At 72.2% G+C, this 24,577-nt stretch carries 26 protein-coding genes; 5 read left to right on the top strand and 21 right to left on the bottom strand.

Translation table 11 applies throughout. From position 1 onward, the window contains the following. Positions 1 to 5: 5 nt before the first annotated feature. A complete protein-coding gene (locus ACFWPQ_RS09880) occupies positions 6 to 500 on the bottom strand; it encodes a GbsR/MarR family transcriptional regulator (protein ID WP_384031770.1) in 495 nt (164 codons plus the stop codon). 73 nt (positions 501 to 573) lie between these two features. Here ACFWPQ_RS09880 and ACFWPQ_RS09875 point away from each other — a divergent pair, with 73 nt between their 5' ends. The 3 genes from ACFWPQ_RS09875 to ACFWPQ_RS09865 all read left to right on the top strand — a co-directional run bounded on the left by ACFWPQ_RS09875 (position 574) and on the right by ACFWPQ_RS09865 (position 3,914). Continuing rightward, on the top strand, positions 574 to 1,476 hold the full coding sequence (locus ACFWPQ_RS09875) for an ATP-binding cassette domain-containing protein (RefSeq protein WP_384031768.1): 903 nt from the start codon (positions 574 to 576) through the stop codon (positions 1,474 to 1,476). Further along, positions 1,473 to 3,044 carry an ABC transporter permease gene (locus ACFWPQ_RS09870; protein ID WP_384031766.1) on the top strand — a complete coding sequence of 524 codons (1,572 nt, stop codon included), beginning with the start codon at positions 1,473 to 1,475 and terminating at the stop codon, positions 3,042 to 3,044. Before ACFWPQ_RS09875 ends, ACFWPQ_RS09870 begins: the two co-directional genes overlap by 4 nt. A 234-nt stretch (positions 3,045 to 3,278) precedes the next feature. Beyond that, positions 3,279 to 3,914 (top strand): hypothetical protein, encoded by a 636-nt coding sequence (locus ACFWPQ_RS09865; RefSeq protein ID WP_384031764.1) that lies wholly within the window; start codon positions 3,279 to 3,281, stop codon positions 3,912 to 3,914. A 23-nt stretch (positions 3,915 to 3,937) separates the two neighbouring features. Here ACFWPQ_RS09865 and ACFWPQ_RS09860 read toward each other — a convergent pair whose 3' ends face one another. The 5 genes from ACFWPQ_RS09860 to ACFWPQ_RS09840 all read right to left on the bottom strand — a co-directional run bounded on the left by ACFWPQ_RS09860 (position 3,938) and on the right by ACFWPQ_RS09840 (position 7,394). Beyond that, positions 3,938 to 4,531: a Uma2 family endonuclease gene (locus ACFWPQ_RS09860; RefSeq protein WP_384031762.1), complete on the bottom strand. Its 594-nt coding sequence runs from the start codon at positions 4,529 to 4,531 to the stop codon at positions 3,938 to 3,940. Positions 4,532 to 4,618: 87 nt separating this feature from the next. Beyond that, on the bottom strand, positions 4,619 to 5,827 hold the full coding sequence (locus tag ACFWPQ_RS09855) for a cytochrome P450 (protein WP_384031760.1): 1,209 nt from the start codon (positions 5,825 to 5,827) through the stop codon (positions 4,619 to 4,621). A gap of 51 nt (positions 5,828 to 5,878) precedes the next feature. Then, a complete protein-coding gene (locus ACFWPQ_RS09850; RefSeq protein WP_384031930.1) occupies positions 5,879 to 6,232 on the bottom strand; it encodes an RICIN domain-containing protein in 354 nt (117 codons plus the stop codon). A 100-nt stretch (positions 6,233 to 6,332) separates the two neighbouring features. Next, complete coding sequence (locus tag ACFWPQ_RS09845; protein ID WP_384031758.1) at positions 6,333 to 6,542, bottom strand: DUF397 domain-containing protein; 210 nt, start codon at positions 6,540 to 6,542, stop codon at positions 6,333 to 6,335. Then, positions 6,543 to 7,394 (bottom strand): helix-turn-helix domain-containing protein, encoded by an 852-nt coding sequence (locus tag ACFWPQ_RS09840; RefSeq protein WP_384031756.1) that lies wholly within the window; start codon positions 7,392 to 7,394, stop codon positions 6,543 to 6,545. A 224-nt stretch (positions 7,395 to 7,618) separates the two neighbouring features. Here ACFWPQ_RS09840 and ACFWPQ_RS09835 point away from each other — a divergent pair, with 224 nt between their 5' ends. Then, a complete protein-coding gene (locus ACFWPQ_RS09835) occupies positions 7,619 to 8,020 on the top strand; it encodes an ATP-binding protein (protein ID WP_384031754.1) in 402 nt (133 codons plus the stop codon). An 8-nt stretch (positions 8,021 to 8,028) separates the two neighbouring features. Here the strand turns inward: ACFWPQ_RS09835 and ACFWPQ_RS09830 are convergent, their stop codons facing one another. The 12 genes from ACFWPQ_RS09830 to ACFWPQ_RS09775 all read right to left on the bottom strand — a co-directional run bounded on the left by ACFWPQ_RS09830 (position 8,029) and on the right by ACFWPQ_RS09775 (position 21,492). Then, positions 8,029 to 9,063, bottom strand: coding sequence for a YHYH protein (locus ACFWPQ_RS09830; protein WP_384031752.1), 1,035 nt, complete (start codon positions 9,061 to 9,063; stop codon positions 8,029 to 8,031). 140 nt (positions 9,064 to 9,203) lie between these two features. Next, a complete protein-coding gene (locus tag ACFWPQ_RS09825) occupies positions 9,204 to 10,049 on the bottom strand; it encodes an MHYT domain-containing protein (RefSeq protein WP_384031750.1) in 846 nt (281 codons plus the stop codon). A 250-nt stretch (positions 10,050 to 10,299) separates the two neighbouring features. Continuing rightward, positions 10,300 to 10,965, bottom strand: a complete 666-nt coding sequence (locus ACFWPQ_RS09820) for a response regulator transcription factor (RefSeq protein ID WP_361286478.1) — start codon at positions 10,963 to 10,965, stop codon at positions 10,300 to 10,302. Further along, the gene (locus ACFWPQ_RS09815; RefSeq protein ID WP_384031748.1) at positions 10,962 to 12,323 is read right to left on the bottom strand and encodes a sensor histidine kinase; all 1,362 of its coding nucleotides are present in this window, start codon (positions 12,321 to 12,323) and stop codon (positions 10,962 to 10,964) included. Before ACFWPQ_RS09815 ends, ACFWPQ_RS09820 begins: the two co-directional genes overlap by 4 nt. 114 nt (positions 12,324 to 12,437) lie before the next feature. After that, positions 12,438 to 13,124 carry a response regulator gene (locus tag ACFWPQ_RS09810; RefSeq protein ID WP_384031746.1) on the bottom strand — a complete coding sequence of 229 codons (687 nt, stop codon included), beginning with the start codon at positions 13,122 to 13,124 and terminating at the stop codon, positions 12,438 to 12,440. After that, entirely contained in the window at positions 13,121 to 14,512 is a 1,392-nt protein-coding gene (locus ACFWPQ_RS09805; RefSeq protein WP_384031744.1) for a sensor histidine kinase, read from the bottom strand. Before ACFWPQ_RS09805 ends, ACFWPQ_RS09810 begins: the two co-directional genes overlap by 4 nt. Positions 14,513 to 14,522: 10 nt before the next feature. Further along, positions 14,523 to 15,701 (bottom strand): acyltransferase, encoded by a 1,179-nt coding sequence (locus ACFWPQ_RS09800; RefSeq protein WP_384031928.1) that lies wholly within the window; start codon positions 15,699 to 15,701, stop codon positions 14,523 to 14,525. Between the two features lie 28 nt (positions 15,702 to 15,729). Continuing rightward, entirely contained in the window at positions 15,730 to 16,746 is a 1,017-nt protein-coding gene (locus ACFWPQ_RS09795) for an alpha/beta hydrolase (RefSeq protein WP_384031742.1), read from the bottom strand. Between the two features lie 275 nt (positions 16,747 to 17,021). After that, positions 17,022 to 17,897, bottom strand: a complete 876-nt coding sequence (locus tag ACFWPQ_RS09790; protein WP_384031740.1) for an alpha/beta hydrolase — start codon at positions 17,895 to 17,897, stop codon at positions 17,022 to 17,024. 176 nt (positions 17,898 to 18,073) lie between these two features. Beyond that, positions 18,074 to 19,270, bottom strand: coding sequence for a kynureninase (gene kynU / locus ACFWPQ_RS09785; protein ID WP_384031738.1), 1,197 nt, complete (start codon positions 19,268 to 19,270; stop codon positions 18,074 to 18,076). Beyond that, the gene (locus tag ACFWPQ_RS09780; protein WP_384031736.1) at positions 19,263 to 20,117 is read right to left on the bottom strand and encodes a tryptophan 2,3-dioxygenase family protein; all 855 of its coding nucleotides are present in this window, start codon (positions 20,115 to 20,117) and stop codon (positions 19,263 to 19,265) included. Before ACFWPQ_RS09780 ends, kynU begins: the two co-directional genes overlap by 8 nt. Positions 20,118 to 20,316: 199 nt before the next feature. Then, complete coding sequence (locus ACFWPQ_RS09775) at positions 20,317 to 21,492, bottom strand: M23 family metallopeptidase (RefSeq protein ID WP_384031734.1); 1,176 nt, start codon at positions 21,490 to 21,492, stop codon at positions 20,317 to 20,319. A 97-nt stretch (positions 21,493 to 21,589) separates the two neighbouring features. Here ACFWPQ_RS09775 and ACFWPQ_RS09770 point away from each other — a divergent pair, with 97 nt between their 5' ends. Beyond that, positions 21,590 to 22,009 (top strand): DUF3151 domain-containing protein, encoded by a 420-nt coding sequence (locus tag ACFWPQ_RS09770; RefSeq protein WP_384031732.1) that lies wholly within the window; start codon positions 21,590 to 21,592, stop codon positions 22,007 to 22,009. A 398-nt stretch (positions 22,010 to 22,407) separates the two neighbouring features. Here ACFWPQ_RS09770 and ACFWPQ_RS09765 read toward each other — a convergent pair whose 3' ends face one another. From ACFWPQ_RS09765 to ACFWPQ_RS09755, 3 genes are all read right to left on the bottom strand, one after another. After that, positions 22,408 to 22,836, bottom strand: a complete 429-nt coding sequence (locus ACFWPQ_RS09765; RefSeq protein WP_384031730.1) for an ATP-binding protein — start codon at positions 22,834 to 22,836, stop codon at positions 22,408 to 22,410. A 242-nt stretch (positions 22,837 to 23,078) separates the two neighbouring features. Beyond that, the gene (locus ACFWPQ_RS09760) at positions 23,079 to 23,861 is read right to left on the bottom strand and encodes a zf-HC2 domain-containing protein (protein WP_384031728.1); all 783 of its coding nucleotides are present in this window, start codon (positions 23,859 to 23,861) and stop codon (positions 23,079 to 23,081) included. 25 nt (positions 23,862 to 23,886) lie between these two features. Continuing rightward, positions 23,887 to 24,489, bottom strand: a complete 603-nt coding sequence (locus ACFWPQ_RS09755; protein ID WP_384031726.1) for a sigma-70 family RNA polymerase sigma factor — start codon at positions 24,487 to 24,489, stop codon at positions 23,887 to 23,889. Positions 24,490 to 24,577 lie beyond the last annotated feature (88 nt).

The raw sequence follows: 24,577 nt of genomic DNA, 5'->3' as shown, positions 1-24,577 counted from the left end.
CGGGGTCACTCCGCGCCGAACAGCTCCTCCCGGCGCACCCGCCACCGCTCCATCATCTCCGCGATCTCCCCGTCCACGAACTCGAAGAAGGCGAGCGTCTCGGCCATCCGCCGCCCCGCCGGGGTCTCGCGGCCGAGGCTGGTGACGCCTTCCCTGAGGGCGGTCTCCCAGCGCTTGATCACGGCCTCGCGGTTGGTGAGCGCCTCGTACCACTGGTTGCTGTGCACCCGGTACCGCTCCCGCCGCGACCCCGGCTCACGCTCCCGCGCCACCATGTGCTGCTGCGCCAGATAGCGCACCCCGCCGGACACCGCCGCCGGGCTGACCTGGAGCTGCTCGCCCAGTTCCGCGGAGGTCAGGGTGGACGAGTCGGAGGCGAGCAGGGCAGCGAAGATGCGGGCGGGCATGCGCTGCATCCCGGCCTCGACGAGCTGCGCCGCGAAGGACTCGACGAATTTCGACACGGCCTCCGTGTCCCGGCCACCGGCTGTTTCCGTCATGGGCTCACCCTATCCAAGCTTCAGACACTTCCTTAACTTCACAATTTTCTGAAAGAAGCGTACGTTCTGAACCATGACGAAGGCAATCACGGTCGCCGGGCTCCACAAGTCCTTCGGCCGCACCCAGGCCCTGGCCGGCCTCGACCTGTCCGTCGAGGCCGGCGAGGTGCACGGCTTCCTCGGTCCCAACGGCTCCGGGAAGTCGACCACGATCCGGGTGCTGCTCGGCCTGCTGCGCGCCGACTCGGGCGCCGCGCAGATCCTGGGCCGCGACCCCTGGGCGGACGCCGTGGAGGTGCACCGCCGGATCGCCTACGTCCCCGGCGACGTGACCCTCTGGCGCAGCCTCTCCGGCGGCGAGGTCATCGACCTCTACGGCCGGCTGCGGGGCGGACTCGACACGGCGCGCCGGTCCGAACTCATCGACCGCTTCGAACTCGACCCGACCAAAAAGGGCCGCACCTACAGCAAGGGCAACCGGCAGAAGGTCGCCCTGGTCGCCGCGTTCGCCTCCGACGTGGACCTGCTGATCCTCGACGAACCGACCTCCGGCCTCGACCCCCTGATGGAGGAGGTCTTCCAGCGCTGTGTGGAGGAGGCGCGGGAGCGGGGCCGGACGGTCCTGCTGTCGTCCCACATCCTCAGCGAGGTCGAGGAGTTGTGCGATCGGGTCAGCATCATCCGGGGCGGCCGTACCGTCGAGTCCGGCTCGCTCGCCGACCTGCGCCACCTCACCCGTACCAGCGTGACCGCCGAACTCGCCGGTCCGCCCAACGGGTTGGCGCATCTCCCCGGCGTCCACGACCTCGACGTCCAGGGCCGTCGCGTCCGTCTCCAGGTCGACACCGACCAGCTCACGGCCGTACTCAGGTCGTTGAGCGAGACCGGCGTACGATCCCTGACCTCGACGCCCCCGACCCTGGAGGAACTCTTCCTGCGCCACTACCAGGACCAGGACGCGGCGGCCGCCCGATGAGCACCCTCGCCGGCACCGGCACCCTGCTGCGCTTCGCGCTCCGCCGCGACCGGGTGACGACCCCGGTGTGGATCGCGGTCAACGCCCTGATGGTCCTCTCCATGCCGAGCACCCTGCAGAGCCTGTACGGCACGGCGGCCGAACGCACGGACCTGGTCCGCCAGTTGCAGACCAACGCCTCCTTCCGCGCCCTGATCGGCCCGCTCCACGACACCTCTCTCGGAGGCCTGACGGCGTGGCGGGTGGGCGTGTACGCCGGTCTCCTCGCGGCCGTGACCAGCCTGCTCGTCGTCGTACGCCACACCCGCGACGAGGAGGAGACCGGCCGCGCGGAGCTCGTGGCGTCGGGCGCGGTGGGCCGCCGGGCGGCCCTGACCGCGGCCCTGCTGGCGGCGGCGGTGGCCAACGGGGTGCTGGCCCTGCTCATCACCGCGGGCCTGGCGGGGCAGGGCGCGGCCGGGGCGCTGTCCCTCGGCCTCGGCGTGGCCGCCACCGGCATGGTCTTCGCGACGACGGCGGCGATCGCCGCCCAGCTCACGGAGAGCGCCCGGCTGGCGAGGGGCCTCACCGCCGCCGTCCTGGGCGCGGCCTTCGTGCTCCGCGCGGCGGGCGACTCGGCGACCGGCGACGGCTCCTCGCCGTGGACGTGGGTCTCCCCTCTGGGCTGGCTGGAGAACCTGCGGCCCTTCGCCGGCGAACGCTGGTGGGTGCTGCTCCTGTTCACGGCCGCGGTGCTCGCACAGGCGGCGGTGGCCTACGTCCTGGCCGGGCGGCGCGACCTCGGCATGAGCTTCTTCCCCACCCGCCCTGGCCCGGCCGCCGGCCGCCTCGGCTCCGCCGCCGCGCTCGCCTGGCGGCTGCAGCGGGGCGGTGTGCTCGGCTGGTCGCTCGGCTTCTTCCTGGCCGGCGTGGTCTACGGCGGCCTGACCCAGGGCGCGGCCGACCTGGTCGGCGACAACGACAACGCGCGCCGGATCTTCGAGCGGATGGGCGGCCGGAACGGGCTGACGGACGCGTTCCTCGCCTCGATGATCGGGACGCTGGGGCTGCTCGCCGCGCTGTACGTGGTGGCATCGGTCCTCCGCCTCAACGGCGAGGAGACCTCGGGCCGCACCGAACCGCTCCTGGCCTGCGCGGTGGGCCGGCTGCGCTGGGCGGCCGGCCACCTGACGATCGCGTTCGCCGGATCGGCCCTGATCATGCTCCTCGCCGGAGCGGGTTTCGCCGTCGGCTACGGCAGGCAGGTGGGCCCGGTCCTGGGCGCCTGCCTGGTGCAGCTCCCGGCGGTCTGGCTGATCGGCGGCCTGGCGCTGCTCCTGTACGGCGTGGCACCCCGCGTCTGTGCCCCCGCGTCCTGGGGCGTGGCCGTGGCGGTCCTCCTGATCGGCTGGGTGGGCCCGGCCCTGAACGCCCCGCAACTCGTCCTGGACCTCTCCCCCTTCGCCCACCTGCCGAAGCTGCCGGGCGGGGGGATGGAGTGGGGGCCGGTGGCGCTCCTGCTCGGGCTGGCGGCGGTGCTGACGGCCGCGGGGCTGGCGGGTCTGCGGAGGCGGGACCTCACGGCCTGAGGGGCGGGCGGGGGTGCAACCGTTCGACGGCCCGCTGTGTCCTCCCTCCCGTCACGGACACACACGGGACGGACGACGGGGGGGCGCGGTCCGGACCTCGGCCCGGGCGCGGTCCAGGAGATCCGGCTCAAGTCCCGCGGTCTGGGCGCGTCCTGACACCGGCCGCCTGTTCGTTTGGCACAAATACCGTCCGGGACAGGGCAGTTGACGGCAAGGGGTGGTCTACTTCGTTACATGCGTCTTCCGGACGACACGCGCGTCACGCTGCTCATGGGTGCGGCCGTCGGAGGGTTCACGGCAGTGCTCTTCCTCGTCGTCGAGTTGTTCTTGCCAGTGCCGTGGCAGTGGAAGGTGCCCCTTCCCATCGCCGCATTCGTGATCGGGTTCTTACTCATCGCCACGACGCTGGGCGACGAGGAGCAGGCCGCGGACCGGCGGGAGAACAGCCGCGTGATCCTGCTCGCCTGGGCAAGCCTCAACGGGGGGCGTTGCGAGACCGACCCGGCGGCGTTCACCACCGACGGGGAAGGGTGGGAGCTGCCGACGAGCCCGCACTTTCGCGGGTCGCTGCTGGCCGTGGGCCACCGGGACGGCGTCGAGGTGGGCATCAGCTGCTCCACGCACCGGGACCCCGAGACGGGCACCGATATGCCCATGACGGTCCTGGTCCGCCTCGCCGAGGAGCGGTCGCCCGCACGGGTGCAGTACCGGAAGATGCACCGACTGGGTCTGGGGCAGCACGCGGAGTCGGTGGCGATGGGCGGCCGGGAGCTGTGGGTGAAGTTCGAGGGCTGGCCGAGTGATTTCGTGGAGCTGAACGCGCAGGTCGACGCAGTCGTGCGGTTGGCGGCGAGCCTGCCGGAGACGTGACGCGACCGGCTGACAGCGGACTCTCAGTCGATGTACTGCTTGAGTTCCTCGGTGTCGAGTTCGATGCCGACGGGATCGGGGAGAGAGACCTTGCCCCCGAGCTTCACCACGTGGATGTCCCGGTATCCGTCCTCCGGGTCGGGGTTGCTGTGCACGAGGGTCGAGAGACTGTCGCGGTCGATCAGCAAGTAGACCGGGATTCCTGCCTCGGCGTAGGCGTGGGGTTTCTCGCCCCGGTCCCGGTTGTGGGTGTCCGAGTCGTACGACGTGACCTCGACGACCATCAACACCCCACGGGTCTCGGCCCAGTCCCCCTGCCCTGCGAAATGCCCCACGGGTGCGAGGGCACCATCGGGCCGGGCCCGGCCTCGGCGGTACGCCTCCACTTTCAGCCCCTGTGTCGGATTGAGGTCGAGTTCCGGCCGAGCCCGCATGCACTGGCGGATCAACCACATGATGATCGAGCCGTGGTCGCCGTTCGTCACCTTCTTGACCCCGATCCGTCCGTCGATGAATTCGAGCCTGACGGTGTCGTCCACGCGCTCGGCGAATTCTGAGATTCGATCGAACACGTCCACCGACATCTGGGACGAGGTGCGCTCTGCCATAACCGTCATGGTGCCTCCCTTCGCAGGCAGACACCAGCTTGACGAGTCACTCGCGTACATCACCCGGAATCAGTCGCTGATCAGCCGAACCGATGATCACCCCACCTCCACCCGCAACCCCTCAAGCCCCCGGATCACGAAGTTCGGCTTCCGGTCCGGTTCCGCCGCCAGGGTCAGGGTCGGTGCCCGTTCCAGCAGGGCCGTCATGGAGGCGGCCAGTTCGATGCGGGCCAGCGGTGCGCCGATGCAGTAGTGGATGCCGGCGCTGAAGGAGATGTGCGGGTTGTCGCGGCGGGTCAGGTCGAGGCGGTCGGGGGACGCGAAGACGTCGGGGTCGTGGTTGGCGGAGCCGAAGAGCATGGCGATCTCGGCGCCGCGCGGGATCGTGGTCCCGTCGATCTCGATCTCGTCCAGCACCCAGCGTTCGAAGAGCTGGAGCGGGGTGTCGTAGCGCATCAGCTCCTCGATCGCGGTGGGGATCAGGGAGTGGTCGGCGCGGAGGGCGGCGAGCTGGGCGGGGTTGCGGAAGAGGGCGTACCAGCCGTTGACCGTGGCGTTGACGGTGGCCTCGTGGCCGGCGTTCAACAGGAGTACGGCGGTGGAGATCATCTCCTGCTCGGTGAGGCGGTCGTCGTCCTCGTCGTGCGCGGCGATGAGCCCGGAGATCAGGTCGTCGCCCGGCTCCTTGCGCCGCTCGGCGATCAGCTCCCGCAGGTAGTCGGAGAACTCCACGGAGGCCCGGACCGCCTTCGTCGCCGTCTCCTCCGACGGGCTCAGCTCGTACATCCCGCAGATGTCCGCCGACCAGGGGCGCAGCGGGGCGCGGTCCGACTCCGGGATGCCGAGCATCTCGGCGATGACGGCGACGGGGAGGGGCTCGGCGACATCGGTGAGCAGGTCGCCGCCGCCGATGGCCACCAGGCCGTCGACGAGTTCTCCGGCGAGCCGGGCCACGTACGGCTTGAGCCGCTCGACCGTGCGCGGGGTGAACGCCTTCGACACCAGGCGGCGGATGCGGGTGTGGTCCGGCGGTTCGAGGTCGAGCATGCCGTGGTCGTTGAGCGTGTGGAACGGCTCGTGCTCGGGGGCCGGCGCGGTCCGCCCGAAGTCCTCGTGCGTGAACCGGTGCTGGTACGTCCGCCCCAGCCGCCGGTCCCGCAGCAGCGCCGAGACGTCGGCGTGCCGTGGAACCAGCCACTGGTCGGTGGGCTCGAAGTACTGCACCCGGCCCCGGGCGCGGAGCTCGGCGTAGGTGGGGTACGGGTCGGCCAGGAAGTCCGGGTCCCAGGGGTCGAAGGCTGCCATGGACGGACGTTAGACCGCCGGTCCCCCTCCTGACCAGGGGTGTCTCAGTGCTCAGGCGGCGGGCAGGTTCCAGTACTGCCAGGCGTACGGGCCGCAGTTGCGGAGGTTGACGCCCGCGTGCTCGCTCGGGTCACCGCTGTTCTGGATGCTCAGGCACTGGTTGTCGACCTCGGTGCGCAGCCAGTTGCCGTCCTTGTACCAGCGCTGGTTGGCCAGCCCGTGGCAGTCGCCGACGACCTGGGCGGCGGCGTTGACCTCGCCGTTCCGCACGTCGAGACAGTGCTGTTCGGCGCCGTTGACGAGCTTCTTGCCGGACCGGTTTGCCGTTGAGGTGCGTGGTGATCTGGAAGTACCGCGGCACCGCGGCCGCCTGGACGGGCAGGGCGGTGGCGAGGAGGGGGACAGCGGTCAGCGCGAGGGCGGCCAGGCCGCGCTCCAGGTGCTTGATCCTGATCTTTTGTGTAGCGGGGACGCCCGTCCCGCCAACAGGCTGCGAGCTGCGGCTTCACCCGATCGGCGGAGCGGTTTCACCGGGCCCGTCCGGCACGACCTTGAGGTGATCGATGAGGGCGGCGAAGGCAGGGGTGGGGAAGGAGAGGGTGGCGCGGGTGGGGGCTTTGGAGTCGCGGACGGCTATTCGGGTGGGGAGGGTGGCGATTTCGACGCAGGTGTCGCCGTCACCTCCGCTGGAGTAGGTCGACTTCCGCCAGTGCATTCACAGTTCCTTCGCCACCCGGTCAATGAGATCCCGTGACGCCGCCGGATCCAGGGAGGCATTCTTCACCTGGCGAAACAGGGTGCGCAGCTTTCCCAACTGCGCCTCCGCATCGCAGAAACCAGCACCGGTGGGCGAGTCACGCAGCCCGGTGTCCAACTTGGGCACGGGACCACCCAAGTACATCATCGAATCTCCGGCGCCGGCGAAACCCTCGTAGCCGACGGGGATGACTCGCACCGTCGCATGGCCCGCATCGATCTGGTCCAGCATGTAACGGAGTTGAGCGAGGGACGTCCGGCGATCCGATACATGGACGCGCAGGGCGAACTCGTGGATGACCGTCTCGTACGGAGTGGGGTTGTCCCCCTCGATGACGACCCGCCGCTTCAGCCGATGCTCCACACGGGAGGCCACCTCGCTCTCGGGCAGCTCGGGACGCATGTACGTGTAGACCGCGCGGGCGTAGTCGGCGGTCTGCAGCAGTCCGGGGACAAGCATGATGACGACCTCGCGCAGGAACGTCGCGTGGTGCTCGGCTTCGGCAGTGTCGAGGAACACCGGCGGAAGCACGTTCCGGTACTCCTCCCACCAGCCGCGCGTGCGGTCGGTCGCCATGGCCACCAACGCTTCGATCAACGCCTCGTCCATGCAGGCATAGTGCGCAGCGAGGCGACGCACCCGTTCCTCGCTGACACCCGCGAAGCCAAGCTCCATCTGGCTTATCTGGGCCGAGGTCGAATTCAGCGCAGCGGCCACGTCACGCGCTTTCAGTCCGGCCGCGTCGCGCAGCCGCCGTAGCTCGGTGCCCAGGCGCACCTGCCGTGCGGTGGCATGGCCTCTCAGCGGCATCCGCCCTCCTGCCCTCAACACCCGTGTCGGCGAGCCTCTTTCGAGTGCCAGATTACGCCAGCGGGTTGCAGCGGCAATAATTATTGCCCTACCGTCAGTGACGCCACGCACACCCTGCGGAACCCCGGGCCCCCGGAAGCGCACCGCTCCGCCCTGCCACGGCGGCTGTGGCAATGCCACCGCCCGACGACCGCAACCCCCCACCACCCGGACGGAGTTCACGCATGCCCGGAAGCGACTCCTGGGAGTACTCGCTCTACGTCCCGAACGACCCCAGAGCCGTCCCGATCTGTCGCCGCACGCTACGGATGATCCTCACCATGCACGGCCTGGTCACGCTGGTCGACACCGCCGAACTCCTCGCGGCGGAGCTGGTCTCCAACGCCGTACGGCACACCAAGGGGCCGGTGGCCCTGCGGGTGCGTCACGCGGGCGGGGTGCTGCGGGTCGGCGCGTGGGACGCGGACCCCGAACCCCCCGTCTTCCCGGGCGGATCGGACACCTTTGCCGACGGCGGCAGAGGGCTCGCCCTCGTCCGGGCCTGCTCCGACCTGTGGGGCTGGCAGCCACTGTCCAGGTTCGGCAACCGGGGCAAGTACGTGTGGTGCGAACTTGCCGCGGCGTGAGGCGCCGCCTAGTGCCAGCCGTGCCCGGACCCGGGGACCGTCACCGGCTTCCCTCGGAAGCATCCGACGGAGTACGGATACTCTCCGTTGAGGTGGTAGTGGTACATGACGACCTTCCGGCCGTCCCACGTGATCGCGTGGGTGTGGCCGTGGCAGACGTCCAGGTCGCTGTTCTTCACGATCTTTCCGTCCTCGCCGCGGGGGCCGAAGATCCCGAAGCCGTCGATGGCGTATCCCACGAGCGGTGAGTGCCGGGCACGGGAACCGGTGTTCGTGGCCGCGCTCGAGGACTTGCTGCCGAAACAGGTCTGCGAGGGGCCGTGGTAGTGGTACTGCGTGTCGTACGGATGGCCCCAGCAACGGTCCAGCGGCAGGGCCGCGTTGGGATCGACCGGCCGGTCCTCCGCGTCGGTGGCCACCTCCAGGTGGAAGGTGCCGCCCGCCAGTGCCATCCCGGTCGTCAGCTGGTCGATACAGGTGGGCTGCGCCCGGACGGACGGTTCGCGGGGGACGGTGACGTCGAGGTTCCACGGCTCGATGGGGATCGCGGCGGCGTTGGGGTATCCGTGCGCGGGAATCTCCGCGTAGTACGGGTAGGCGGGGGTGCCCTGCTGCACGGGGAAGCGCCCGGTGGAGTGGTCCGGGAGCCCGTTGCCCTGGAAGCGCCGCCCGGTCGCGGTCGTCGTCACCTTCAGGTACTTGTGCCAGTGCATGGTCCCGGACACGAACGGGCGCTTGCGTACGTCGATCACACCGTGCGCGTCGATCCACGGGCGGTCGGGCCGGGTGAGGGTCCCGCCCTTGCAGGCGAAGAGGGTGTCGCGCGCGGGCGAGGCGATCGACGTGCCGGTAGGGGGTGTACGCAGGCGGGTGATGAGGGTGCCGCCTCCGCCGTTTCCTCCACCTCGCACCTCTTCGGCCGCCCGTACGGGATGAGGCACGACCGCTGCCACGGCCGCGGAGCCGGCCGGGGCCGTCGACGGCCCCAGGAGCGCACAGGCGGCACTTCCCGCCACGGCAACGGATCTGAGTACGCCGCGCATGAAGGCTCCCCATCTCGGCAAGGAAGAGACGGGCGGCGAGCCGGCCTTCCGGCCCGGTTCCCGCCGCCCGCATCACCTCACCACGCGCGGCTGCCGCTGCCCCGCCGACACGTACGCGCGTTCGGGTGAGCCCGCGTCCGTCAGGGCGTGTAACGCCGGTCCGTCAGGGACTGCTGGTGGCCGGTGGGGTGCCAGGGCTGGGGGATCGGGGCGGGGGCGGCGGGGGTGTCGGCGTCGGCCCAGTCGCGTTGGCCGCCCACGACCTCGGGGTCGAACATGACGATCGCCGCGGCCAGGATCAGGGCCGCCACCGGGCCGGCCAGCATGAGCAGGAGGAAGGCCAGCAGGCTCGTCGAGGACTGGCCGCCCGTCTGCATCTGGGCGACGTGGACGCTCACCGCGGCCATCCCGGTGTAGTGCATGGTCGAGACGGCCGCGCCCATCACCAGGCTGGCGCCGATCGTCGCCCAGACCGCGCTGATCGACACCGCCGCCCAGAGCGCGGCGGTCGCGGCGACCACGGCGATCACCACGGAGAGGACGACGACCGTGGTGTCGTAGTGCACGCTGCCGCCGGTGTTCATGGCGGTCATGCCGAGGTAGTGCATCGCCGCCACGCCGAGGCCGGTGAGGACTCCGGCGGTGCCGAGGGTGACGGGGCCCGAGCCCCGGTAGCCGACCAGGAAGACGCCGACGGCGACCACCGCGATGGCGACGAAGAGGCTCAGCACCGTCCGGCCGGTGTCGTAGCTGACCAGGGCGCCGTCGACGCTGAAGCCGATCATCGCGATGAAGTGCATGGTCCAGATGCCGCAGCCGAGGGACACCGCACCGAGGGCGAGCCAGCCGAATCGTTTCTCTCCGTGCCTGCGGCCGATCGAACGGGTCGTGCAGCGCAGGGCCAGCACGGCACCCAGACAGGCCATCAGGTAGGCGGCTATCGGGGTGACCAGGCCGTAGTGGAACTCGGACACGTCAGCGGTCATCGCGGCAACTTTCTTCACGCGAAACGGGGACGGGGACGGGGTGGGGAGCAGAGGGGACGGCTGCGGCTCCCGCCGGGGAAACGGGAGTGGGAAGAACGGGAAGAGGAGGAAGGGAACCAGCCAGGTGGCTGATTTCTTCACCATTCAAACACAACTGCAGCACACCGTGTCCACACCCGTACCGCCCGCGATCGAATCGCAATATCGACAGTGCGCATGGCATGTGCGTTTCCCGTGCCGCCCCGGCGTCCTACCCCGGCGTCACCAGCCGTGCCTCGTAGGCGAACACCGCCGCCTGGGTGCGGTCGCGCAGGCCCAGTTTCACCAGGATGCGGCTGACGTGGGTCTTGATGGTCGACTCGGCCACCACCAGGCGTTCGGCCATCTCCGCGTTGGACAGGCCCTGGGCGATGAGGACCAGGACCTCCGTCTCCCGGTCGGTGAGGTCGCCGTAGGCCGCGTGGGCCGCGGGCATCAGGCGCGGGGTGTCGGAGAGTTTCGAGAACTCGGTGATCAGGCGCCGGGTGACCGAGGGGGCCAGGAGTGCCTCCCCGCCGGCCACCACCCGCACCCCGTCCGCGAGTTGGCGGGCCGAGGCGTCCTTGAGGAGGAAGCCGGAGGCTCCGGCGCGCAGGGCCTGGTAGACGTACTCGTCGAGGTCGAAGGTGGTCAGGACGAGGACCTTGGACGTGGTGTCGGCGGCCACGATCTCCCGGGTCGCCTCGATGCCGTTCAGCTCGGGCATGCGGATGTCCATCAGGACCACGTCGGGCGCGAGTTCACGGACCCGGTCCACCGCCTCGCGGCCGTTGACCGCCTCACCGACGACCTCGATGTCCGGCATCGCGTTCAGCAGGACCGAGAAACCCTCGCGCACCATCATCTGGTCGTCCGCGATCACCACCCGGATGGTCATGCGTCGGCTCCGGCGGCGGTGGCCGGCAGGAACACCGTCACCTCGTAGCCCCCCTCGGCCGTGGCGGCCGCCGTCATCTCGCCGTTCAGCATGGAGACCCGCTCCCGCATGCCCGTGATGCCGTGACCGGCGCCGGGGGACGGCTTGATGAGGGCGGGCTGCGGCGCAGGGCCGTTGACGACGCGCAGGCCCAGGCCGCCGATGACGTACCCGATCTCGACGCGGGCGCTCGCCCCCGGCGCATGCCGCAGGGTGTTGCTCAGCGCCTCCTGCACGATCCGGTACGCCGACAGCTCGACGCCCTGCGGGAGTTCGCGGACCGCTCCGGTCACCCCCTTGTCGACGGTCAGGCCCGCCTCCCGCACATTGCCGAGCAGCGCGTCCAGGTCGGCGAGGGTGGGCTGCGGGGCGTCCGGCGCCTCGTAGTCCTCCGCCCGGACCACGCCCAGCACGCGGCGCAGTTCGGTGAGCGCCGCCACCGCGTTCTCCCGGATCGTGGCGAACGCCTTCTCCAGCTCCGGCGGCGGGTTCTCGACCCGGTAGGGGGCGGCCTCCGCCTGGATGGCGACGACCGACATGTGATGGGCCACCACGTCGTGCAGTTCACGGGCGATCGTCGTGCGCTCTTCGAGGAGCGTGCGCCGCGAACGCTCGTGCGCCGTCTGCGTCTGCTGCGCGGTCACCGTCTGCTCGGCCTCCCGGCGGATCTGCCGGACGGTGACGGCCAGCAGGGCTATCGCGGAGACCACCAGCATCGAACCGGCGTCGTTGCCGTAGTGGCCGCCGCCCAGGGTCGACACGACCGCGAAACTGTAGAACGCGGTGATCGCCCACATCCAGGCCGCCGTACGCGGACGGGTGCGGACCGCGACGACCGTGAGCACCACCAGGTGGGAGATGAAGCTGCCCATCGTCCACGGCCAGTCGCCCCAGGCTCCGCCCAGCACCATGCCGGCCCAGCTCGCGACGAGCGACAGCCAGAAGGCGGCGACCGGACGCGCCAGCGTGAGCAGCACCGGTGCCAGCACGATCAGACCGGCCAGCAGGGTCCCGACCGATCCCATCGAGCGGTCCGCGACGGTCGCGAGCAGCGCCACCACCCCGGCCGCGGCCACCGCGAGATGCGGGGTCCAGGCCGCGTACTCCCGCCACCGGACGGGGAGACGGCGGACGAACGGGCGGTCGATGCTCATCGGGGGCAACGGCCGGTAGGCGAAGGCGTCCTGGAACAGGTCCTGGCGCAGCCTGCTCAGCGCCTCCAGCGCCGCCCGGACCTCCGGGCTGCGCGGCTTGTACGGTTCGAACGCGCCGTCCGGCTGCTCCGGCGGCAGCGGCTGGGTGTGGGTCGTCTCGGTCACGTACACGACCGTAGGCGGAGGCGGGGGTAGCCGTCGTCACCAGTGAGGTGGGTCCTCGGGCATCCTCCTCAGGTACTACAGGTACGTCGCAGAGCAGCGGGAAGCCGGTGCCGGTCAGCGGCCGGAGGGCCGTACCAGCCCGGACTCGTAGGCGAACACCGCGGCCTGGGTGCGGTCCCTGAGGCCCAGCTTCACCAGGATGCGGCCCACATGCGTCTTCACGGTCTGCTCGGCGACCACCAGCCGCTCGGCGATCTCCGCGTTCGACAGGCCCTGCGCGATCAGGGTGAGGACCTCCGTCTCGCGCTCGGTCAGATCACCGACGCGCACCTTCAGCGGCGCCCGTACCCCGCCCCCGTCCAGCTGGGAGAACTGGGCGATCAGCCGCCGGGTGACGCCCGGCGCGAGCAGCGCGTCACCGGCCGCGACCACCCGCACCGCCTCCGCCAGCTTGTCCGCGGACGCGTCCTTGAGCAGGAACCCGGACGCGCCCGCCCGCAACGCCTCGTACACGTACTCGTCCAGGTCGAAGGTGGTGAGCACCAGCACCCTGATGTACGGGCGTTCGCCGGTGATCCGGCGGGTGGCCTCGATGCCGTTCAGCTCGGGCATGCGGATGTCCATGAGAACGACGTCCGGGGTGAGTTCGGCGACCTTGGCCACCGCGTCCAGACCGTCCACCGCCTGGCCGACCACCTCGATGCCGGGCTGGGCGTTGAGCAGCACGGTGAAACCCTGCCGGACCATCTGCTGGTCGTCGGCGATGACCACGCGGATGGGGTTGCCGTTGCTGCTCGTCATGCGTGGTCGTCCTTCGGGTCGGGGGCACGGGTGGTGCCGGTGGTGGGGTCCGAGGCGGGGTCGGGCACCAGGCGGACGCCGGGAGCGGCGGCCGGGAGCTCCGCGAAGACCCGGTAGCCGCCGTCCGGCCGGAGGCCCGCCGTCACCGACCCGCCGAGCATCGCGGCCCGCTCCCGCATGCCGAGCAGTCCGTGCCCGGCGCCCGGCGACGGCGGCGCGGGCCTGGTCGGCCGGGAGTTCTCCACGGACACCAGGAGTCCGTAGGGGATGTACTCGATCTCGACATGCGCGGTCGCCCCCGGCGCGTGCCGCAGAACGTTGCTCAGCGCCTCCTGCACGATCCGGTACGCCGACAGCTCCACGCCCGACTGCATCGGCCGCCGCTCGCCGTTGGTCCGGGCGGTGACGGTCAGACCGGCCGCCCTGGTGTTCTCGACCAGCGTGTCCAGTCGGTCCAGGGTGGGCTGCGGGCTGTGCGGACCGGTGCCGGGGTCCTCGGGCGCGTCCTCGTCGGGGCTCTCGGAACGCAGGACGCCCAGCACCCTGCGCAGTTCGGTCAGCGCCTCCAGCGCGTTGTGCCGGATGCCGTCGAGGTTCTCGCGAAGCTCGTCCGACGGGTTCTCCACCAGGTGCGGGGCGACCTGTGCCTGGATGGAGATGACCGACATGTGGTGGGCCACCACGTCGTGCAGCTCGCGCGCGATCCGGCTGCGCTCCTCCAGCAGGGTGCGCCGGGCCCGCTCCTCCTCGGTGAGCGAGGCCTGGCGGCCGAGTTCCGCCCGCGCCTCGCGGCGGCCCCGCAGCGCGGTGCCGAGCGCCACGACGATCGTGGCCAGGACGACGGTGAGCACCGAGGTGGACTGGTGCGGCGGCGCACCCCAGACGCCGTCGAGGAGCCAGGTGACCACCACGGTCACGGCCAGGGCCTCGACGGCCACCCGGGCCCGGACCCGCAGCGTGAGCAGCAGCAGGACCAGCAGGTGCGCGATGATCCCGGCCGTGGTCCAGGGCCAGGTGAAGAAGACCCCCGGTGTCATGCCCAGCCGGCCGTGCAGCGCGAGGGCGCCCACCAGCATGGCCCCCGTCGACAGCCACCACGCCGGGACGGGCCGCCACATCGCGAGGACCACGGCGCCGCCCGGCGCGAAACCGAGCAGGGAGGCGAGACCGGGACCCAGGTGCCCGTTGTCCGAGAGCTGCGCGATGCCGCCGAGCGTGATGCCGAACGCCGCCAGGCACAGCACGCCGTGCGGCAGCCAGCGCAGCCATACGGAGGGGGGCAGCGGGTCGAGGCGGACGGTGCACAGGTCGCCGCGGAGTATCCGCAGCCAGCGCAGTACGCGGTCGATCCCGATCCACTCCGGCCGCCGGGTCCCCGTCTCCGTCACAGCGATCAGCCTAGACACGGCGGGCTCCCGCCGGGGTCGCCCGATCGGACGAGGGGTGGGTCCGGACGACGCGCGAGCGGATCCGGGGGCGGCCGCGCTCGTAGGTGTGGAACGCCGCCCAGCAGACGGCGAGCGTCAGGGCGAAGGCCGGCAGCCAGAGCAGGCGGGCCGCGACCCAGGTGAGGCCGTCGGGGGGTGTGTGGAGGCCGGGAAGGCGGCCGAGCAGCAGGCCGGTGGCCGTGGTCGCCATCAGGGCCGTCTGGTGCCAGAGGAAGATCGTCATCGCGGAGAGGTTCACGAGCGCCACCGCCGCCCAGGCGAGCGGGCGGCGCATCGCACGACGCAGCCGCTCGCGCAGGAGCAGGGCGAGGCCGCACTGCGCCAGGCCGAAGGTGACGGCCGCCAGGGTGGGCGGGTCGAGGTTGGAGACGGCCGAGCCGGGGACGCCGACCATCGACGCCGGGTAGCCCGCCCACGCGACGAGGCCGGCCGTCGCCGCCGTACCGCCGAGGAGCAGGACCCAGCCTGCGCGCGGACGGTCCAGTTCGCCGCGGGCCCAGGCGGCGCCCAGGGTGTACGGCACCAGCCAGCCCGCCGCCAGGTTCACCCAGCCGAGGCCGGCCGGGGCGCCGAAGCCGAAACGGAGAAGGTCCACGTGAAGGACGACGGCCAGCGGCCACAGCGGGTTGAGCCGGGCGACGAGCGGGGTCGCCGCCGTCAGCGCCGCGAAGACGAGGAGGAACCAGAGCGGGGACAGCGCGAGCTTGACGAGGGTGTGGACGGTGGTGGCGTCGGTGCCGGAGAGGAGCAGGGCGGTGGTCGCGATCGTCCACAGGACGAGGAGCGCGGCCACCGGTGTGAAGAGGCGGGACAGACGGGCCGTCAGCCAGCGGTGGTAGGGGGTGCCCTTGGCCTGTGCCGAGGCGTAGCCGCGGGTGGCGACATGGCCGCCGACCAGGAAGAAGACGGCCAGGGTCTGGAACACCCAGGAGATCGGGGCCAGCCACGGCAGGTGCTGGAGAGGGCTGCTGGTGTGCAGCGTGCCGCCGTCCGCCACGAGCGCGGTGACCAGCCAGTGACCGAGGACCACACCGAGGACGGCACACGCCCGGAGGGCGTCCACGGCTCGGTCGCGGTCGGGTGGCGTGGAGTCCTCCACGCGGCGCGCGAGGTGTCGTACGGGGCCCATGGGGTTCGACAGGCTGAGCGTCGGTGTCCTACGCACGGGTGACCTCCGTTGTCTCGCCGAGGACGATCCGGGCGAGGTTGGCCAGGGAGGCCGAGCCCGGGGTGAAGTAGTCGCTGTGGCCGCCGGGGCCCGCCGCGAAGACACGGGCGCCGAAGGCCGGGGACACGGGGTCGGTGCCGAACCCGACGGTCGTGCCGAAGAGGCCGGCTTGCAGGTGCGGGACCTCGGCTATCCAGTCGTCCGCTCCCCGGGCCGCCCAGACGCGGGCGGAGGTGTGCAGGTCCGCGGCCGAGTCGGCGCCGGTGCCGGGGCTGCCGACCAGGGCGATGTCGGTGACGCCGAGACCGGTGAGGGTGGGGGCGGCGCGGGCGCAGACCACCGTGCCGTAGGAGTGGCAGAGGAGCGCCACGGACGCGGGCCCGGGGGCGGTGAGGGTGCGCAATTCGCGGATGAACTCGCGCAGGTGCGGGGCGGCTTGGCCGGCCCGTCCCGGGGTGAGGACCGTGGCGCTGATGGTGGCGGGGGTCCGGTAGCCGAGCCAGGCCATGACCGCGGTGCGGGTGCCGCCGGGTGCCTCCTGGGTGAGGCGTCGGTACAGGGACACGGCCGTGGCGCGGAAGCGGGCGTACGTGTCGAGAGTGGTGTCCGAGCCGGGGACGAGCACGGCGATGCGGGTCGCGTGCGTCAAGTCGCCGAAGACCTCGGTGACTTGGCCGCCGCCTCGGCCGTCGAAGCGGAGGAGTCGCCGGGCCGGGGACGCGAGGGCGCGGTCGACGGCGGCGCGGGAGGTGTCGCCGTGGTCGGCGGCCATCCGGGCGGCCTCGGCGGCGTCTTCGCGGTTGGCCTCGTAGGCGGTGGCGAGGGTGGCCGGGGTGAGGCGGGCGGGGAGGGCGGCGGGGGGCGGGGCCGGGATCCGGGGCCGGACGGCCGCGGAGAGGGGGAGGACCACGGCGACGGTGAGGAGGGCGGCGAGCAGCGTGCGGCGCAACCTCCCGCGCCAGAGCGCCCGGTCCTGCCTCCGCCGCTCCCCCGTCGCCGCCGTCATGGTCGGTCCCCCCGCTCAGTCCGCCCGGCCGTCGGGCTTGCCTGATCGGGAAATTACGGAGCCGACCGTGTCGCTCGCGTCCCGCCTGAGAACTCACCTTGCAGGTAGCTCTCAGGTACTACGGGTATGTGGGGGAAGCAGACTTAGGGGTCCGGAGGCTCAGGGGTCCGGAGGCTCAAGGGCGCCCCGTCATCGGACCGGCCGGGCTCACCAGGCCAGTCGGCTCACCGGACCGGTTGGCTCACCAGGCCAGTCGGCTCACCGGACCAGTCGGCTCACCAGGCCAGTTGGGCGATCTCCTCCGCCACCACCGCGCAGGCGTCCGCCGCCGGGTCGATGAGCGGGAAGTGGCCGACCTCCTCCAGCAGCGTCAGGCCCACCACCTCGCCCGCCTTGGCCGCCGCCTCCGCGTAGGACTCGGCGACCGCCTGCGGGACGACCACGTCCGTGCGGCCCTGCACCAGGGTGGTCGCGATACCGGTCGGGAGCAGCAGCGCCGGGTCGGCATAGTGCTGACGGTCGGTGAACTTCTCCTCACCGCCCAGGAGTTGGAGCGCCGCGTTGCCGCAGACGTCCAGCTTCTCGGCCATCGCGAAGTCCGCGATCGGGGCCAGTGCCACGACACCCCGCAGCGGCGCGGGGCCCGAGGTGCGCCACACGGCGTCCGCCGGGAGGACGTGCCGTGCCGCCGCCCACAGCGCCAGGTGGCCGCCCGCCGAGTGACCGGCGAGGACCGTGCGCCGCAGGTCCGCCCGCGGCACCGCCTCGCGGACCAGGGCCGGCAGGGCGTCCAGCGCCGCCGCCACGTCGTCGAAGGTGTCCGGCCAGCGGCCCGCCACCGGGGCCGTACCGCCCTGCGCGGGGAGCACGGCACCGCGCCGGTACTCGACGTTGGCCACCGCGAAGCCGCGCCGGGCCAGGTAGTCGGCGAACGGGGTGATGTGGCCGCGGTCGTACGGTGCGCGCCACGCGCCGCCGTGCAGGACCACGACCAGCGGGACCAGAGGCTCGTCGGTGCGCGGGGCGTAGAAGTCGATCACCTGGTCGGGGTGGTCGCCGTAGGCGGCCGTGACGTCGGGCGCGACATGCGGGTGCGAGAAGGCCGACTCCTCCTCGGCGGCGTCCCGGGCTGCTGCGTCGTCGTCCGGCATGCTCCAACCTCTCAGCGACGTAATTGTGTTGGCGGACCAGGTGGGGAAATCGGCCGTTGGCCGGGACGGTATCAGGCCGGTGACGTGCGGGGACACGCGGATGTCACGCACGGTGAGGATTGCTCGGTTCTGTACCGTCCCGGCCGTTGCCCGGGGATCACTATGTCGCCATGTCGCTAGGCGAGGGCCGTTCCCGTCACCTCTCCCAGCACCCGCGCCGCCCGCTCCACGTCCGCGAAACCGACGTACAGCGGGGTGAAGCCGAAGCGGAGCACGTCCGGGTGCCGGAAGTCCCCGACCACGCCCCGCTCGATCAGCCGTTTCATGACGTCCCCGGCGTCGGAGCAGCGCAGCGCGATCTGGCTGCCGCGCTCCTTGTGGGCCACCGGGGTCACGCATTCCACGCGGCCCGCCGGCACGTACGCCTCGACGCACTCCAGGAAGAAGTCCGTCAGGGCGAGCGACTTGGCGCGTACGGCCGTCACCGGCACCCCCTCCCACACCTCCAGCGCCGCCTCCAGGGCGAGCATGGAGAGGATGTCCGGGGTGCCGACGCGGCCGCGCACCGCACCCGGGGCCGCCTCGTACACCGGCCGCATCCCGAAGGGCTCGGCGTGCGAGTTCCAGCCGGGCAGCGGGGAGTCGAAGCGGTCCTGGAGGTCACGGCGGACGTACAGGTACGCCGGTGAACCGGGGCCGCCGTTCAGGTACTTGTAGGTGCAGCCGACCGCCAGGTCGACCCCGTGCTCGTCGAGGCCCACCGGCAGGGCGCCCGCGCTGTGGCACAGGTCCCAGACGGAGACGGCCCCGGCCGCGCGGACCGCGGCGGTGAGGGACGGCAGGTCGTGGAGGCGCCCGGTGCGGTAGTCGACGTGGTTGAGGAGTACGGCGGCGGTACGGTCGCCGAGCGCGGCCGGGACCTCGGCGGGCGTGAGCGGGCGCAGCGTGCAGCCCGTCAGCCGGGCCGCCGACTCGGCGATGTAGCCGTCCGTGGGGAAGGTCGTCGCGTCCACGAGGATCTCGTCGCGGCCCTCCCCCGCGAGGCGTACCGCGCCAACAAGTGCCTTGAAGACGTTGACACTTGTCGAGTCGCCGACCACGATCTGGCCGGCCGCCGCGCCGACCAGCGGGGCGATCCGGTCGCCGATCCGCTCCGGCGCCGTCCACCAGCCGCTCTCGTCCCAGGACCGGATGCGCAGCTCGCCCCACTGCCGCCGGACGACGTCCTCGACCCGGCCGGGGACGTGTGCGGGCAGGGCGCCGAGCGAGTTGCCGTCGAGATAGACGACCTCGTCGAGGACGAAACGGTCGCGGACGGCGGCCAGTTCGTCGGCCGCGTCCTGCTTCTCCGCCCTCAGGATCAGCTCAGACATGGGACCTCGCCGTCCACAGCTCGGGGAACACGTTCTTGCGGGCGCGCTTCTCCAGCCAGGCGACCCCGGCCGAGCCGCCGGTGCCGGGCTTGGCGCCCATGGCACGGCGGGTGGCGACCAGGTGGTCGTTGCGCCAGCGCCAGACGAGCTCGGCGACGTCGGTCAGCGCCTCGCCGAGGCGGGCGAGTTCGGCGTCGGCGCCGGCGTCGCCCTCGGTGGCGTAGACGGCGGTCCAGGCGGCCTCGACGGCGTCGGAAGGTGTATAGGGCAGTGATATGTCACGTTCCACCGTCACCGCGTCCGGGATCGGATGCCCCCGCCGCCCCAGCAGCCGCACCACCTCGTCGTACAGGCTCGGCTCGTGCAGCGCCTTCTCCAGCTCCGCGTGGACGCGGGGCGCGCCGCGGTGCGGGACGAGCATGGACGCGGACTTCTCGCCGAGCAGGAACTCCATCCGCCGGTACATCGCCGACTGGAAGCCGGAGCCCTCGCCGAGGGCGGAGCGGTAGGAGTTGAACTGGGCGGGGGTGAGCTGGCCGAGCGGCTTCCAGGAGGCGTTCAGCGCCTCCAGCTCGCGGGTGGAACGCTTCAGCGCGGCGATCGCGGTGGGGATGTCGTCGCCGCGCAGCGCCGCCGCGGCCGTCTCCCACTCGTGGACGATGACGGTGAACCACAGCTCCATCACCTGGGTGGTGACCAGGAAGACCATCTCTCCGGGATCGTCGGAGAGGGTGTGCTGGAGGTGGGTGAGCACGTCCGCCCGGACGTAGTCCTCGTAGGGCGTCGTGCCGGCGAAGTCGAGATGCGGGGTCTCGGGCTCGTTGGTTTCGAGAGCCTCTTGGGACATCGCTGTCTCCTGTAGTACTCCGGGTAGCGGTCCGCCCCTGCCGATGCCGACACGGGGGCCCCGGTCCCCACCGGCATCTTCCGCAACGTAACCCGGATCCGGCAAGGCCCGCCCGCCGGAGGCGCCCGTCCGGAGGCCTCCGTCCGGAGACCTCTTGTCCCGCGGCCCCTGTCCCGCGGCCCCTGTCCCGCCGCTCCGCTCAGCCGCGGACCGTCCGCCCCCGGTACAGCCGCCCGGGCACCCCCTCGAACTCCAGGTCGAGGCCGAGCCCGTCGCGTTCCGCGTGCAGGTGCAGATGGGGCTCGGTGCTGTTGCCGCTGTTGCCGACCTCGCCGAGGACCTGCCCCGCCCGGACGGTGTCCCCCTCGGCCACCGTCACCGAGCCGGGACGCAGATGGGCGAGCTTCACGATCTCCCGGCCGGTGTCCAGGAACACGTGGTTGCCGTACGGCGGCTGGTAGCGGATCTCCCCCGGGCGCTGGTCCGCGACGCCGTCGGCCGCGGAGACCACCGTGCCGTCGCAGGGGGAGCGGACCGGCCGCCCGTACGCCGCGTACGCGCTCGGCTCGCGCCCGGGCCGGGTACGGGTGCCGTACGGCCCGAGCGCGACCAGGTCGAGGGCGGCGCGCTGCTCCGGCACCCGGGCGTGGTGGTTCACCGCCGGGCCGCCGCCCTGTACGACGTACCAGGCGCCCTCCAGCGGGAACCGCAGCGGCCGGGAGAGCGGGGCCCGGCGGCGGTGCAGCCGGGCGGCGGCGACCAGCCACCCGGCCGCCGCGAGGAGGACGAACCCGACGGCGAGACCGAACAGACCGTCTCCGGCCGGCAGCCCCGGCAGCCGCCACGCCGAGGCGACGGCGGCGACGGCGCCCGCCTCGACCGCGCGGCGGAGCGGGCGGGGCTGCATCGCCGGTGCGCCGCAGCCCTCGACGACCACGTAGAACGCGGCGAGGGTCGCCAGGTCGGCGGTCCAGGCGGTGCGGTCGGCGGCCGTCCAGAGGATCAGGACGTTCCAGGCGGCGACCAGGACGAGGCAGACCGTCCAGGCGAGGTGGGCGGGGAGCCGGCGCCTGGGCGGGGTGTAGGGGGCGCCCTCGATGCGCAGCCCGGTGAGTTCGCCGTCGGGGGCCACCTGGGCCCAGGCCCTGACCCGACCGGTGCTGCCGGACACGATCAGCCCGTCCGGGCCGTCCGTCACGGTGCCGAACCCGCCGATCCGGGCGGCCGTGGCGTGCACGATCCGCTCCAGCGTCGCCATCCCGACCGCCTCCGTCACCCGCGGGGCGAGCCGCGGCCACTGCTCCGGGTCGGCGGTCAGGAACCGGGCCAGGACGCGGGCCTCCGGCGGCTGCCCGCCGGACATCGGATCACGCACGGGTGCTCCCCCCTGCCGTCGCGTACGGGTCGGCGGTCTGCGCTCAGGAAGACGGCGGGGCGCCGGGCGCGGTTGCCGGCGGTGGCAGACTGGCGCCATGACGACGCACAAGAACCTGCTCGGTGGCCCGGAACCGACGTATCTGCCCTCGAACGAAGAGGCGTACCGCCTGCTGGACGAGGAGTCGCTGGCTCCCGTCGAGGTCGCCGCGAAGTTCCCGACCTTCTCCCTCGCCTGGGCGCTGCTCGCCGACGAGGCGTTCGGGCGCGGCGCGGTCGTCGAGTCGTACGCGTACGCGCGCACGGGCTACCACCGGGGGCTGGACTCCCTGCGCCGGGCCGGCTGGAAGGGACACGGGCCGGTGCCGTGGGAGCACCGGGCCAACCAGGGCTTCCTGCGGTGTCTCGCTGCGCTCGGCCGGGGCGCCGGGGAGATCGGTGAGAAGGACGAGTACGAGCGGTGCTGGCAGTTCCTGCGGGACAGCAGCGCCGAGGCTTACGAGGAGCTGAAGGGGTAGGGGCCCGGGGGCGGGGGGCGGGGGTTTCGCTTACCGGCGCCGGCAGGGTGCCTCCCCCAGCCTTCGGCCGGGGGACCCCAGCGCCCACCCGTGCCGCCCTGCGGCACGCCTGCCCGCAGCTGAGTTTTTTCAGGGGCGCGGGGAACTGCGCGATCAGCCACCGCCGGGCTGCAGGCCGGGACGGAGGCCGGTGCCACAGCGTCGGCACAGCGCCGGACCATGGCCGAGATCGCCATGATCGCCGAGATCGCCGTGATCGGCGGGTGATGGGCGCGCGGTGGACCGCATGGGGACCCGGGCCGGTCCCGGGCAGTCGTCGACAGGGCACGGCTTGTGGGCCGCGAAGGCCCACTCGCGGGGTCGTCCGGTGACCGGGTGTCCCGGGTCGCCCGGGCCGGTCATGCCGAGCACCTCAGGCAGGCGCGGACTTCGCGGCCGCTGCGCGTCTGGTGGACCTCGGTCGACTGGGCGAGGTACTGGACGATGCCGGTGCCGCGGCCGTGTTCGTCGGGAGCCGTGTCGCGGTGACGGCGCTCCACTGTCGTGCCGGAGTCGGTGACCACGATGTGCAGGGTGCCGTGGTCGAGGGCGAGGGACAGGGTCATGCGCTCACGGCCGTACTGGGCGGCGTTGGCGGCCAGTTCGTCGACGATGAGAACGGCGGAGTCCCGTTCGTTCGCGGGCACGCTCCAGGTCTCCAGCAGATCGGCCGCGAAGTGACGGGCGGCGGAGACGTGCGCCTCCTGCGCGGGCAGGGTGAGCAGCGCCTGGTGGCGGCAGGGCTGGCCGGGCAGTGGACTCGGGCGGGGCGAATCGGTCACGAACATGGTCTTCTGGCTCTTCCGTGGAGGTGCGGAGACCGGAATGGGGAGGGACCGCCGAGCAACGTCGAGGCGGTCGGTGTACCGGTCCTGCATGGGTGCGCTCACCCGGTTCCACGGACCACACCCACCCGACGGTTCGAGACATTCACACCTTTTGCCGGAATTATGGCGAGTCGCGTCACGGCGGGCACGCCGGTGCGTCAAGTCGGTTGAGGAACAGGCCGGTCGGGGGAGCCGTCGGCGTCTCACGACCGGATGGTGACCAGCTTCCGGCCGTCGCCCGCGAGGATCTCGAAGTGCTCGATGTCCTTCGGGGACATGGCGACCGCCCCTTGGACCATGGTGCCGGGAGGGTATTCGCCCGCCCGCCAGGTGGCACCGTCCGACCTGGCACCGCCGGGCCCGACGGCCTGCAGCCGGCAGGTGATTCCGGCGGGCGCCCCCTTGGCGTGGACCTGCAGGACACTGCCCCAGGCGGAGGGGTAGACCTGCACCGAGGCGGAGACGCCGGTGACGGGATCGCTTCCGGAGAACGTGCGCGAGGCGGTCGGCGCGGTCGCCCCGGGCGGCGTCGCCTCGCTGGTCACGGAGCCGACAGCCGCCAGCCAGGTGCCGCCGACCGCCGCCGCGACGAACGTCAGGGAGGCGGCGGCACCGGCCAGTTGCAGACGCCGGCTCCTGCGCCGCCGGTTCGCGGCCCGCTGCAGCAGGCTCTCCAGCACACCCGCCTGCGGTGTCGACACCACAGGTCGTGCGGGCGGCGAGATCGGCGCACTCTCGGCCGCCTGGGCCACCAGCCGGTCGGCCAGGTCGGTGCCGGCCGCCGGCATCGCTCCGCCCGCGGCTTCGGCCTCGGCCGCGGTCACCGTCGCCAGCAGCGCGGGCAGCCCCGCCAGCCGGACGTGCTCGGCGCGGCACGCGTCGCATTCCGCGAGGTGGACGCGCACCTGTTCACTCTCCGCCGCGGGCAGTGTGCCCAGGACGTATCCACCCAGCGCCAGCCGGAGGGTGTCGTGCTCCGCACTCACGGTCGCCACCTCCCGCACACCACGGTCACGGTTCGATCCCCCGCTCCTGGAGCGCCAGCCGCAGGGCGTGCAGCGCGTAGTACGTCCGCGACTTCACGGTGCCCAGCGGAATGCCCAGCACCTGCGCGGCCTCCGCCATGGTCCGCCCCCGGTAGTAGGTCTCCAGCAGCACCGCGCGGTGATCCGGGGACAGCGCCCGCAGGGCGTCCGCGACCGCCCAGCTCTGCAGTGCCTGCTCGATCTCGTCCTCGCCCGGCGTCTGCTCGGCGGCTCGCTCCAGCGCCTCGCCGCCGGCTTCGGCCGGCCTGGCCCGCCGGGCCCGGTGGGCGTCGATGACCAGATGCCGGGCGACCGTGCACAGCCATGCCCGGGCGGGACCGCGTGCGGGCTCGAACGCGGCGGGGTGCTGCCATGCCCGCAGCAGCGTCTCCTGCACCACGTCCTCCGCCCATTGCCGGTCTCCTGACGTCAGTCGCAGCACGTAGTGGAACAGGGGCCCTGCGTGCTCTGCGTACAGGGTGCGCAGCAGCTCCTCGTCCGCGGTCGAAAGCGTTCCTCTACCCGAGACACGGCTCGCGGAGCGATCCGGATCAACCCTTTGATCACGCTTTCGGAAACTCCGGGGCATAAGTCGATCATCGCCCATATGCAGAAATCTCACAAAACCGTATATATGCCGAACCGTATGCCCCTCGCGGCCCGTGGAGCGGGACAGG

Source organism: Streptomyces sp. NPDC058464, assembly GCF_042721035.1.
Lineage (GTDB): Bacteria > Actinomycetota > Actinomycetes > Streptomycetales > Streptomycetaceae > Streptomyces.
Note: the sequence above shows the minus strand (reverse complement) of the source record. Positions and strands in the feature narration are given on the sequence as shown.